This is a genomic window from Bifidobacterium aquikefiri, assembly GCF_002259795.1.
Taxonomy (GTDB): domain Bacteria; phylum Actinomycetota; class Actinomycetes; order Actinomycetales; family Bifidobacteriaceae; genus Bombiscardovia; species Bombiscardovia aquikefiri.
This window is the reverse complement of the sequence record NZ_MWXA01000007.1, coordinates 96420-108666: the sequence shown is the minus strand read 5'-3', so window position 1 is coordinate 108666 and position 12247 is coordinate 96420. Positions and strand designations below refer to the sequence as shown.

10 protein-coding genes are annotated in these 12247 nt (G+C 53.3%); 9 read left to right on the top strand and 1 reads right to left on the bottom strand.

Annotated elements, in window-relative coordinates:
* Positions 1–28: 28 nt before the first annotated feature.
* Entirely contained in the window at positions 29–370 is a 342-nt protein-coding gene (gene trxA / locus BAQU_RS07905) for a thioredoxin (RefSeq protein WP_094694537.1), read from the bottom strand.
* A 174-nt stretch (positions 371–544) separates the two neighbouring features.
* On the opposite strand from trxA, the gene BAQU_RS07900 reads away from it, so the two are divergent.
* The 9 genes from BAQU_RS07900 (at position 545) to BAQU_RS07850 (ending at position 11879) form a co-directional block, all read left to right on the top strand.
* Complete coding sequence (locus tag BAQU_RS07900) at positions 545–1171, top strand: NUDIX hydrolase family protein (RefSeq protein ID WP_094694484.1); 627 nt, start codon at positions 545–547, stop codon at positions 1169–1171.
* Between the two features lie 157 nt (positions 1172–1328).
* A complete protein-coding gene (locus BAQU_RS07895; protein WP_169713288.1) occupies positions 1329–2180 on the top strand; it encodes an alpha/beta fold hydrolase in 852 nt (283 codons plus the stop codon).
* Positions 2181–2229: 49 nt separating this feature from the next.
* Positions 2230–3357, top strand: a complete 1128-nt coding sequence (gene nudC / locus BAQU_RS07890; RefSeq protein ID WP_094694533.1) for an NAD(+) diphosphatase — start codon at positions 2230–2232, stop codon at positions 3355–3357.
* Positions 3358–3568: 211 nt separating this feature from the next.
* Positions 3569–5341, top strand: a complete 1773-nt coding sequence (locus tag BAQU_RS07885) for a L,D-transpeptidase (RefSeq protein ID WP_094694482.1) — start codon at positions 3569–3571, stop codon at positions 5339–5341.
* 79 nt (positions 5342–5420) lie between these two features.
* Positions 5421–5825 carry a glycine cleavage system protein GcvH gene (gcvH, locus tag BAQU_RS07880; protein WP_415447107.1) on the top strand — a complete coding sequence of 135 codons (405 nt, stop codon included), beginning with the start codon at positions 5421–5423 and terminating at the stop codon, positions 5823–5825.
* A gap of 399 nt (positions 5826–6224) precedes the next feature.
* Positions 6225–6422: a hypothetical protein gene (locus BAQU_RS07875; RefSeq protein ID WP_158215675.1), complete on the top strand. Its 198-nt coding sequence runs from the start codon at positions 6225–6227 to the stop codon at positions 6420–6422.
* Between the two features lie 203 nt (positions 6423–6625).
* Positions 6626–7834, top strand: coding sequence for an App1 family protein (locus BAQU_RS07865; RefSeq protein WP_094694474.1), 1209 nt, complete (start codon positions 6626–6628; stop codon positions 7832–7834).
* Between the two features lie 254 nt (positions 7835–8088).
* A complete protein-coding gene (locus tag BAQU_RS07860; RefSeq protein ID WP_094694472.1) occupies positions 8089–10575 on the top strand; it encodes a S9 family peptidase in 2487 nt (828 codons plus the stop codon).
* 248 nt (positions 10576–10823) lie between these two features.
* Entirely contained in the window at positions 10824–11879 is a 1056-nt protein-coding gene (locus BAQU_RS07850) for a 3-isopropylmalate dehydrogenase (RefSeq protein ID WP_094694468.1), read from the top strand.
* Positions 11880–12247: the final 368 nt, after the last annotated feature.

Genomic DNA, 12247 nt, shown 5'->3' with positions numbered 1-12247 from the left:
TGAAAAACTTCTACAATGAGCAACGCCATTACTTCGCCGAAGCTGAAAGGTCCGCCTTCTTCGCCTGTGCGATCAAGTCGTCCAGATCGGAGGCGCGCAGAGCACCTGCCTGCTTGAAGATGATCTGGCCCTTTTTGGTCACCATCAGTGTAGGTACGGCTTGAATGTCGGCAGCGGCCGCCAGTTCCTGATTGGCGTCAATATCGACCTTGCCGAACGTGATATCAGGATTGGATTCAGATGCCTTTTCGAAGATCGGCCCGAACGCCTTGCACGGACGGCACCATGTTGCCCAGAAATCGACAAAGACAAGATCATTGTCGTTAATGGTGTGCTCGAAGTTCTGTGAAGTTACTGTCTGTGTTGCCATCGTCATTGCCTTTCATCTGCGGTGTTGCCTCCGCATGCTTAGTCTCACACTCTAACAAGTACCTATGTGAACAACAATCTAACTCACCCACGGCTTATACGCTCTAGGCTCATTGCCATGACCTGACCCTGCCTGGGAAAGGCTTTGGTCATGTGTTGTACAGATAATGGGGCTATGCCAGTTTTACATGATGAGATTCCTGACGATGGCGACTTCGACTCGGCTCGCAAGCGCGGCGAATTTGACCACATTACGCCTGAAGACTTTGTCAGTGGGTCTGACAACCCTCCAGGTTGGCTGGGGAGTGCGGATATCGATCGCGCCAGACATCAGCTGCCGATTGCATATGTAGAGATTGTGCCGGTTCGCACCAACGATTTCGGTCAGATCGAACAGGTTGGTTCGCTGCTTCGCATGTGTGAGGATGGAGCGATCGAGCGTACGCTCATCACCGGCAGAGTGCTGTTTCATGAGTCTCTTCGCGAGGCAATTGCCAGAAACATCGCAAAGGATCTTGGTGAGCTTGCCTTGCCACTGATTCCGGTGAGTCTGCAACCATTCACCGTTGCGGAATTCTTCCCGACTCCTGGGGTTTCGGAATTCTACGATGCACGTCAGCACGCCATCTCGCTGTGCTATGTCATTCCGATAGCAGGGGATTGCAAGCCTCGTGATGAGACCTTGGACGTTGAATGGGTTGCACCATCCAACGTGCTTCTCGATCAATTCATCAGCCAGATGCCGAATGGCCATGGAAGAATCGTGCAACAGGCTCTCGCATGGGCAGGTTCACAATCCTGAGATAGAACTGTGTTAGGCAATGACACCGGGTTAGGCAATGACACCGGGTTAGGCAATCACACTGGGTTAGAAAATGACACTGTGTTAGGCAATTTCACTGTGTAGGCAATTCGCTGTGGACTGACACAGTGAATTGATGGTGATGGGAGTATCACATATGACCATGAAGATAGAAAACACCACATATAGGGATGGTTTCGGCATTCCGCTTGTGTTGATCCACGCATTCCCCATCGATCATCGTATGTGGGATGAATGTGCACAGGCGATCTGTGACTTGTCTGCGCTCAACGACGTACCGCCATTCTCAATCTATGCTCCACAGATGCCTGGAGCCGGAACGAGCGAGATACCGACAGCCGTGGAAAGCGGGTCGGTCGATCCAGATGGGGCATATCCGCAGGCGTTGGAACGAATGACGCAGGGGTATGCAGAGCTGCTGAAGTCTCTGGGGCACACCAGGGCTATATGGGTTGGATTGTCCATGGGCGGTTACGTTGCACTCATGATGCAGAAGCTGCACCCTGAAATGGTTGCTGGGATTGCGCTGTGTGACACCAAGGCACAGGGCGATGCCGGCCACAGCCGCGAAAACAGGTTGAATATTGCACGGCAGTGTGAGAAGGGGAATTCAGTCGATCCAGTGATGGGCTTTGCAAAGGCCACAGACAAGGATTCATCGGTCAAGCAGTCGGCGGCATTCATCAGAAAATTCACCGCCTGGCTGAACGAACAAAGTCCTGAAGGCGTGGCATGGCGTGAGCGCATGGCAGCCGGACGACCGGATCTGAGCGATGTACTACCGCAGATCACGGTTCCTGCAGCGATTGTGTCTGGAGACAAGGATCCTTCCAGTCCACCGGCAGTCATGAAGGAATTGCAACAGGCGATGACCTCGACGGATGCAAGTTTTACTGCCATTGAAGATTGTGGTCATTTCAGTGCCGTCGAGCATCCTGAGCAGGTGGCTCGGGCACTCCTTGATCTGGTAGGCAGGGTACATGACTGATCAGGCACTTGCAGAAGATGATGAAGACAAGCAATCCAACCATGCATCCATGTTTGCGCCTTTGGCGCTGACCCATGTTCTGCCTTTCCTGCCGCTAGCCCAGAATGGTGTTGACTATCAGGTGGATCGCAGGGACGATCCAGAATTGATTGCCAGGCTTCTTGGCGATGATTCGACACGGGTCATGTTGGTGCGGTCAGGCAAGGTCGCCATTCCCAAGGGACAGGGCAAGCTCGTCGATTACGATGTAGCCAAGATTCGACTGACCATGCTGGCCGGCAGCTATGTGCGTGATCTCATACCGCATGCACAGTCGGGCATGCGGACCGATACGCAGGCGGAGGCAGTTAGGAACGCAGTGCAGGACTCGCAATGCATCCCTATTTTCCTTGGTACGCGTGCGGACCACGCCTACATTGCGCTTGACATTTCACAGAGCGTCATTGCAGCGGAGGTACCGAACCCTAGGAATGTCAGTGCCGACAATGCCTTCGTTGCCGACGAGTCATCACTTGCCGCTTCATCGGCTCGACCATCGATTCTCGAACTTGCACAGAGCCGCTGCGACTGGGTGGGACTGCGGGAGTTTGCTCCACACGCATCCACTGTCGAGGCAAGCCTCGCCACCACGGCTGCAACGTTATCCATGTGGCATAGGGCTCAGCATTACTGCCCATATTGCGGCACTGCGACCATAAGTGTCTACTCCGGTTGGGCGCAGCGCTGCCAGAATGCGGCGGACGATAATAGAATCATATTTCCCAGGATTGAGCCCGCCGTCATCACGGCAATCGTCGATGCACAAGACAGATTGCTGCTGCAGCATAATAGTGCGTGGAATCCAGGATTCTATTCGGTCACCGCGGGTTTCGTCGAGGCTGGCGAGAACCTCGAACATGCGGCACGACGTGAGGCACGTGAAGAAACGGGAATAGCAATCTCGGATCTTATCTACACCGGTTCTCAGCCGTGGCCATTCCCATCCTCGCTGATGATGTCGTTCAAGGGCTACGCTCGCGATACGGCAATACACGTGGACGGGGTCGAGACGCAAAGCGCTCGGTGGGTGAGCAGGGACGAGTTCATTCGGGCCCTCACCACCGGAGAAATGCAGGCCCCCGGTAAGGCAACCATCGCACGATACATGATTGAGGAATGGTATGGAGCGGAGTTCTAGGCTATCGTGCATTGTTTATACGCCTTTTATACACCGCAGATAATTTAGTCGAAGTGTGAAATTCGCAACATATGCCATGCCAACTGCAATAATTGGGTTATATGGTGGCTTGTAACTCACTTTGCTAGTAGAATCGGCACGGCGAACGCAGCACGTTCATAACGATCGGCAAGGCTTGACGAGCTGCGTGAGAAACATAGAAAGGCCCAGTATGTCAGATAACGGGTATTTTGACTCAGGTATTCCAGAACCGCCTGTGCCACACGGGAATTCAAGCGATGACGCAGGTACCGAGTCCAATGCCAATGAATACGGGGCGTCATATAGTGGTGCAAACGCACGAACCCCTGGGGGCACCGGTGCTCCCGCTGCTTCTGGAAGCCGCTATGGGACTGGTTCTGGCCCCGACAATGACAACAATGATTTGCAGAGCACGATGCAGTTCTCGCCGCTTCCTCCAACAGGTCAGTTTGCTGGTATGCATGCTTCGGATTCGACTCTCTCGCAGTTTGAGGATCGGTCGGGCGCTGGTGCCGCCAAATCTCATGGGCACGTGGGATTGATCGTGACCTTAGTGATGCTTGTTGTGCTTATCGCTGCCGCTGTTGGTGGTTTCTTCGCAGCACAGTCGTACTTTTCAGATAAGGCAGCACCCGGTGTCATGTTCGGTAGCCACAGTGTTGCCGGGCAAAATGCAGCTCAGCTGACGCAGACGGTCACATCAGCCGTTTCCGATTCACGTGTAGAGGTTGCCGATAATGCAGAGCAAGACACGAAGGCGAGTCTGAAGGACTTGGGAGTCACGGTCAATGTCAAGGCGACCGTCAATAACCTCTTGCAGGCGAAATCCTCAGCAGGTGCCTTGAGAATCAATCCATTCCAGCGTCAGCAGGTCAAGCTCGTCTCATCGACTGATGAGTCTGCCATGAGCGATTACCTCACCACCACATTTGTCTCGGAAGGCGCACGCGCGAAGGCATCAACGGTCAGCTATGACAAGACTGCCAAGAAATTCGTGGTCACCGTCGGCAAAGAGGGCAAGGCTCCAAAGCTTGATTCGGTGGAGTCTGCGGTTGCCCAGATTGTCGATAATCCTGGCACGACGACCTCGGCGGCGATCACCTATGCATCGGTGTCAATGCCAATCACCGAGGATACTGCCCAGCAGGCTGCGGATACTGCAAATCAGCGAATCACCCAAAGCGTAAAGATCAACAATGGTGGGGCAAAGAGCTTCACGATTCCGTCCGATGTGCTCGCAACATGGATCACACCGACGAGCAACCTCGACAAGGGCACCCTGACGTTGCAATACGATCAGGATGCGATAAGCGCATATCTGCAGTCGGAGCTTCCGAAGCAGCTCAATCAGGATGCCGTGACGCAGAAGGATATCACCAATGCGCAAGGCACTGTCCTGACGGTTACCACCAAGGGTGTCAACGGCATCGGCATCAAAGACACCGATACCACGGCTCAAAAGGTTCTCTCCAGCCTTACGAACGGTTCGACCGACGCCATTGCAGCCGAGACCTCAGTCGAGAAATTCAAGACCGAGTCGCATGTTGCCGATTATTCCAAGGCGAATGGTGATATGTGGATTGAGGTTGATCGCGCAAAGCAGACGGTCACCGTCTATAAGGGATCCACGAAGGTCAAGTCCTTCAACGTCTGCACAGGCAAGGATTCTACACAGACCGACAACGGCACCTTCTATATCAATATCAAGTATCAGACACAGGACATGCGTGGTACAGACTATGTCACCCCAGGTGTCAAGTGGATCAGTTATTTCAACGGCGGCGAGGGATTCCATGCTGCACCGTGGAACACGGTTGGCATAGCGACGGGTGACCCCGTGTCGCACGGCTCCCATGGCTGCGTCAACATGTTGACGTCGGATGCCCAATGGATTTATCAGAATGCAGAGGTTGGAACCATGGTCAAGGTCACTGGTGCACAGCCCACAGGACCGGTTCGCTGAATTCGATTACCGTTTCAGCTGCTTGACAAGAGCTGGCATATGTCACAGAGACCGGCAATGAGAAAGGTAGGAAATAGTCGTGAGTGAAGAACAGAACGCAAATACAGGCAATCTTGATGTTCCTGAGCATCTTCAGTATTCACAGGATCATGTCTGGATTGATACATCAACATCGCCGGCGGTTGTTGGTGTAACCGAATATGCGCAGGATCAGCTTGGTGATTTGGTATTCGTTGATCTTCCAGAAGCAGGTGGCCATATTGAAGCTGGCGATGAGGTTGTTGAACTTGAATCGTCGAAGGCTGTCGAACCGCTTGTCAGTCCGGTTTCTGGAACGATCAAATACGTGAATCGTGAGGCATCCGAAGATCCAGCTGTCATCAACAATGACCCATACGGCGAGGGATGGTTGCTCAAGATTGAGCTTGATGACGATGAGCCTGATTTATTGAGTGCCGAGGAATACGCAAAAATCATCAAATAAGTAATGCTCGTCAAGTCGAAACGATTGGGACTTGATGAATTGTAGTCGTTCCGGCATGCGCCCCGAAATCGCATGTGAAACCAATTCATAGATGCACCGTTGCAGACCGCTGCGGTGCATCGTTGTGTTTGCAGCTTATAGGCGCAGAAGTGTGTGGGGAATCGTTTTCTAGCCCTTGTGGGAGCAGGCGTTGCTCCTGTTTGATAATTTTTTACGCTGGTATAACGTCACGGCATGAAAGCATATGTGAAACATGCCGTGAGACGTTCTCCCAACTGGGGGTTTATGCTGGTTGATAATCCTGCGTGACTTGGGGTGCATGAACGCTACCCTATACCCGCATTGCGGCATCATCATGCATCGCAACACAACCACGAGAGCAGGAACAACCCAATGTCGATGCCCGCCACCCCGACCTCTCTTGTCATCTCGAGCGAATCCACCTTCCTTGTCACCCTGAGCGAATCCGCCTCTCTTGTCATCTCGACCGAATCCGCCTTCCTTGTCATCTCGAGCGAGCGCAGCGAGTCGAGAGATCTCACTCTTGCGAGCATCAACAGCCAAGATCCCTCGACTCGCTGCGCTCGCTCGGAATGACGATGGAACTGTCAAGTTCATATCACCGACTCGCTGCGCTCGCTCGGAATGACGGGAGAGAAGCATGGCATCAACTGGAACGAATTACACTCCGACACACCAGCGAAGGCATAAACCCACACTTCAGTGCCTATAACCCGTGTTTGCAGCCTGATGATGTGCTTCGAAGCAAACTGATTCAGTGAAATGTGTGGAGATTGTGTATGGTAGAAGATATGGATACTCCTGACTCATCACCAATACGTGCGAGGAAGACCGCGAGCAGCTTTGACACAGTTTCTCCGCGCCTGAGGCTTGAACGTCAGCCGTTGTTGATCCAGATCTCAAGAAGGGCGCTGATTCATTCCTTCAATCTTTGGACGCGTTTTTCCACGGCAGTCACACGTCAGCTGGATTGGTTTCCTCGTGTCGAGCCATACGTCGGCTACGGTACGGATTCCTATTCAAGGCTGATCTGCCGAACCATGCTGGCTCCTCAGCGTGGAAAGTCCGGTGCAGTGGTTCGTGGCATTCGTACGGTGTTCACAGTCCCGGCGCCGCATACGCGAGTGAAGATAAGCATCGATGATACTCCGCTGCGCACGGTTCAAATCGGCGAATCCGAGCTGCATGACAAGCCCGATTCATCTAAGGAGCTGAGCAGCAAATACGCCTGGTCGGATACGCGCGGTTATCTGGATCTGCTGGCTCAGCATCATCTCTCGCCAGGAATCCACGACGTCTCGTATAAGATTCGTGGCCGTGCACCTGTGCGCTCAGCGTTGTATACCATTGCAAGGTCGGCGGGAATCGGTGTTGTTTCGGATGTTGACGACACCATCATGGTCACTCAGGTTCCCACCATCTGGAAGGCAGCCTATAACATGCTGCTGCTCAATCCACGCAAGAGAATGTCGGTTCCGGGAATGAGCGTTCTCTATTCGAAGATTTCGGATATTTTCCCAGACGCCCCATTCTTCTATCTCTCAACATCGCCATGGAACGTGGAAAGTTCCATTCGGCATTTCATCTCATACCAAGGTTTCCCCGCGGGGCCACTGCTGCTGCGCGATCTAGATCCCCGCCCCAAGACCTTCATTCCATCGGGCGTTCAGCACAAACTCGAATTCATCGGCCAGCTCATGGCTGATTTCCCCAAAATGCGCTTCGTACTCATTGGTGACGACGGTCAGAAAGACCCGACCACATATGCAACCATCGCCAAGCGCTATCCTGGACGAATCATCGCCATCGGCATGCGCCAGCTGAGTCCGAAGGAATCCGTATTGCCATCATTGGCGGGCATGACAACAACCCAGCCGATGCCCGAAACCGATATTCCCGTTTTTTATGGAACCACGGGCTCGAATCTGATGAAAACGCTCATTCCGTATCTCGCGCAGTGCCAAAAGGCTTCACAAGATCCAAAATAAGAGGCATTTTGTTTTTTTGCGGCCTGGTTTCAAAATCATAGTTCCAAAAACGTTGGAATGGCGTCACCAATTTGGGCTGATACTCGGGTTTTTCTCAAAAGAGGCCGCAAAATAATCGAACTTTCAAGTTTTGCGAACTTTCCAAAGCATAAAGTGCCTGCAATCGTTGAAATCACGTGCCATTCAGCCAAAATTAATGCCATATGCCTTGGGAAGTTCGCAAAACTTGGAATGCCAGCTTATAATCGACCCTCATGAGTGAATTTTCGAGGCCCATCGCGCCAAAATCTCCTTCTACTCGCACCGCTGGGAGAGGAAATTTCGTTGACAATTACGCCTGGATGAAAGACAAAGAAGCTGAAGCCACGCAATCCTTTGTTTCGGCGGAAAACGAGTACTGCCAAGCCGTGATGAAACCATTGGAATCCACTCGCAAGGAACTCTTCGATGAGTTGAAATCCCGCATTCAGGAAACTGACATGTCCGTGCCGCTGCGTTCACACGGTTATTGGTATTTTGCACGAACCCGCGAAGGTCAACAATACGCGGTCCAATGCCGGATTCCGATAGCCAGCGACGGCGACTGGAACGTTCCGACGATCAACGAAGAAGGAGAACCCGGCTCCCTGCCAGGCGAAGAGATCGTCTTCGACAGCAATGCAGAGTCCAAAGGCCATGATTTCTTCCGCATTGGCGGAATGAGCATGAGCAATGATGGTCGCTGGTTGCTCTATGGCGTCGATATCACAGGCAACGAACGCTACGACCTATTCATCAGGGATCTGAAAACCGGGCGCGATCTGCCGGAAAAGATATCTCAGGTGTCGGCCGGAGGACTCATCACCCCTGACGGAGCATGGGTCTTCTACGTGACCGTGGATGACGCATGGCGTCCCGATTCGGTGTGGCGGCACCGCGTGGGCAGTGCGACAAGCGAGGATATCCGCGTCTGGCACGAAGACGACGAACGTTTCTGGGTCGGTGTTGGCCTGAGTTTCGACGAGCGTCATATCATCATCGGCACCAGTTCGAAAACCACCAGCGAAGTGCTGATGCTTCCCATCGATACTCCAGAGGGCGATTTCGTCCCCTTCATTCCAAGGCATGAGGGCATCGAATATGATGTCAGCTTCTCGTGCTTCGAGAAAGCGGCCGACGATGGCTCTGACATCCCGATAGCGGTGGTATGCCACAATGTCACGAACCCGAATTTTCAAATCAACATCATCGACATGCGCAGCCACAAACCCCCATATCAGCTCAACGAGGGAGTGTGCATTGCAGCGGGAAGCAAGTATGGTTGCGAGCATGGCGGCAGCCAGGCCACCCTGCCGATTGATACACCGGACTCAAACCCGCAGAATCCGAAGATTTTGCAAGGTGCGCGCGGCCTCAATATTGAGAGCCTTGATATCCATGAGCATTTCATCACGCTGGGCTATCGCTCCAATAGCCTGACGCATCTCGCGGTCATAACAAAGCAGCAGGCCATTGAGGACTATCGTGCGCAAAGGCCTTGGGATTTCAAGGAAATAATCCCTCAGCCTGTGGGAGGTGACGCCCGGGGTGAAGCTCTATTCTCGATTGGAACAGCAGGCAATCCATCATATGAGGTTCCCCGTCTGCGCTACTCGTTCTCGAGTTTCACCAATCCTGCAGAACTTCATGAACTTGACCCTGCAACGGGGAGCGATGTGCTCCTGAAACGCGCGAAGGTCATGGGCAATTTCAATCCCGACGACTATGCAGAATGCCAAGTCTGGGTTGAGGCGCGAGACTCAGCTCGCATTCCGGTCTCGCTGTTGTGGAAGAGGGGAATGGCACCTGCCCTTGATGCATTCGGTCATCGCGGTATGACGGATGTTCTGCTTACGGATATCCGAACAACGGAAACTGCTGAGATCGGCGATACCGCTGAGACCGGCGATGCCGACGCGCGCGATGCGGTTCCATCCGCCGTTCCATCTTCAGAACCGTCTTCAGCACTATCCCCGATGTTCATCACGGGCTATGGCGCCTATGAAATCAGCTCGGATCCTGGGTTCTCGGTCGCCCGGCTCAGCATGCTCGATCGCGGCGTGCTCTATGCGCTCCCACATGTGCGCGGTGGCGGCGAAATGGGAAGGGCTTGGTACGAGCAAGGTCGCAGACTCAATAAGAAGCACACCTTCGAGGACTTCATCGATGCGACAGCAGCCTTGCAGAGAGCCGGTTTCGCCGATCCTGATCGAACGGTGGCGAATGGCGGCTCCGCAGGCGGGCTGCTCATGGGGGCGATTGCGAATATGGCCCCGCAACTCTATGCGGGCATCGAGGCGGACGTACCATTCGTTGACGCCCTGACCTCGATCCTGGATCCGAGTCTGCCGTTGACCGTCACGGAATGGGATGAGTGGGGAGACCCGCTGCACAATCCCGATGTGTATCAATATATGAGATCATATTCACCATATGAGAATGTGCCCACCGCCGAGGAACGCGTGAAACGTTTCGGAACGGCTCATTTCCCGCAGATCTTTATCACGACTTCCATGAACGATACCCGCGTTCTCTATGTCGAACCGCTGAAATGGGCGGCACGGCTGAGCGAGCCGGAAGTCGGCGCAAAGGTTTGCATAAAAATCGAGGTCGAAGCCGGTCACGGCGGCACCACCGGAAGATACAAGCAGTGGGAGGAACTCTGCTTCGAAACGGCATGGTGTCTGTCGATTATGGGCTGCGCACCTGGCATTTCAATGTGACGCGGTCAGCTATGGCTATGGCTATAGCATGTCCTCGCGGAGATTGTCGCCGACTTCACCGTAGCGGTCACAGCCCAGCCACCTTCACCACTGCCTGTCCCGTCAAGGTCATCGCAGCGCTCATCGTTGTGAATGCCAGTTGCGATTGCCCGCTCCCTGCCGCACGCATACCGCAATGTGGGACTGATATGTCCAATACTCGGACTGCGTCATTGCTCAGCGCATAATTCTGCCTATTGTCATGAGACATGACTCACAGCACAGAACAAGCATCAAATCGCACATATAATATCGCCGTCATTCCGGGCGATGGCATTGGCAAGGAAATTGTCCCGCCAGCTCAGGCAGTTCTGGAGAAAGCAACCGAAGGTCTCGTGAACTTCAATTACGAGACCTTCGATCTGGGTGCAGAACGATATCTTCGTGACGGATCTACGCTGCCGGACGACGAGCTTGAACGCATCAAGACGAAGGACGCCATTCTTCTTGGAGCCGTTGGTGATCCTCGCATCAAGGCGGGAATCATCGAGCGCGGCCTGTTGCTGAAACTTCGTTTTGCGCTTGATCAATATATCAATCTTCGCCCATCTAGACTCTATGACGGAGTGAAGTCGCCGCTTGCCAACCCGGGAAAGATCGATTTCGTCGTCGTTCGCGAAGGTACGGAAGGACTCTACGTTGGAGCCGGTGGCGCTATTCGCCGAGGAACCCCGCACGAAGTCGCGACCGAAGTGTCCATTAATACTGCATTCGGCGTTGAACGCGTGGTTCGATACGCATTCGCGCTCGCGATGAAGCGTCGTAGGCATGTGACGCTGGTGCACAAGAAGAATGTGCTCACGAATGCCGGCGATATGTGGCAAAGAATCGTCAATGCCGTTGCAAGGGAATTTCCCGAGGTTACGACCGACTATCAGCATGTTGATGCGGCGACCATATTTATCGTTACTGATCCAAGCCGTTTCGATGTGATCCTGACAGATAATCTCTTCGGTGACATTCTTACCGATGAAGCCGGCGCAGTCGTAGGGGGAGTAGGATACTCGGCATCAGGCAACATCAATGCCAGCAATGAATACCCATCAATGTTCGAGCCAATCCATGGATCCGCTCCAGACATTGCGGGCAAAGGCATCGCGAATCCTACGGCAGCAATCCTCTCAACGGCTCTGATGCTACGCCACTTGGGAATTGACGAGCCCGCAGACCGCATCGAAGCGGCAGTGGAGGCAGATATCAAGGAATTGGCCGCCGCTAAACGTTCTACAGCTGAAGTTGGAGCCGATATTCTGGCGAGGTTGTGACGCAATATCGAGTTTGGTTGACTTTTGAAGTATAAGTACCGAATTCACTAAGATATCTGACCAAAATGATGCAGGAATTGCGGTAGTCATCCAAAAAAAGGCAACAAAACTCGAAAAGCTTGCTTTCCTCCCCGGTCGTCAGGTGCTTGCATTTTACCCGGTCGTATCAGGTGCTTGCGTTTTACTTGGTTGTGTCAGGTGCTTGCATTTTTCCTGTTTTCTCGAGCATAACTTCCACTCCCTTGTCATCTCGAGCGTAGCTCCCGTCCCCCAGTCCTCTCGAGCGTAGTTCCTACTCTTCTGTCATCTCGAGCGTAGCGTAGCGGAGTCGAGAGATCTCACCCTACAGTCCGTCAAGAGTGGAGATC

Excerpts from the sequence above, each read along its gene's own strand:
- BAQU_RS07850 (WP_094694468.1), top strand. The coding sequence starts at position 10,824 with ATGACTCACAGCACAGAACAAGCATCAAATCGCACATATAATATCGCC.
- nudC (WP_094694533.1), top strand. The coding sequence starts at position 2,230 with ATGTTTGCGCCTTTGGCGCTGACCCATGTTCTGCCTTTCCTGCCGCTA.
- BAQU_RS07875 (WP_158215675.1), top strand. The coding sequence starts at position 6,225 with ATGCCCGCCACCCCGACCTCTCTTGTCATCTCGAGCGAATCCACCTTC.
- BAQU_RS07885 (WP_094694482.1), top strand. The coding sequence starts at position 3,569 with ATGTCAGATAACGGGTATTTTGACTCAGGTATTCCAGAACCGCCTGTG.
- BAQU_RS07860 (WP_094694472.1), top strand. The coding sequence starts at position 8,089 with ATGAGTGAATTTTCGAGGCCCATCGCGCCAAAATCTCCTTCTACTCGC.
- BAQU_RS07865 (WP_094694474.1), top strand. The coding sequence starts at position 6,626 with ATGGTAGAAGATATGGATACTCCTGACTCATCACCAATACGTGCGAGG.
- trxA (WP_094694537.1), bottom strand. The coding sequence starts at position 370 with ATGGCAACACAGACAGTAACTTCACAGAACTTCGAGCACACCATTAAC.
- BAQU_RS07895 (WP_169713288.1), top strand. The coding sequence starts at position 1,329 with ATGACCATGAAGATAGAAAACACCACATATAGGGATGGTTTCGGCATT.
- BAQU_RS07900 (WP_094694484.1), top strand. The coding sequence starts at position 545 with ATGCCAGTTTTACATGATGAGATTCCTGACGATGGCGACTTCGACTCG.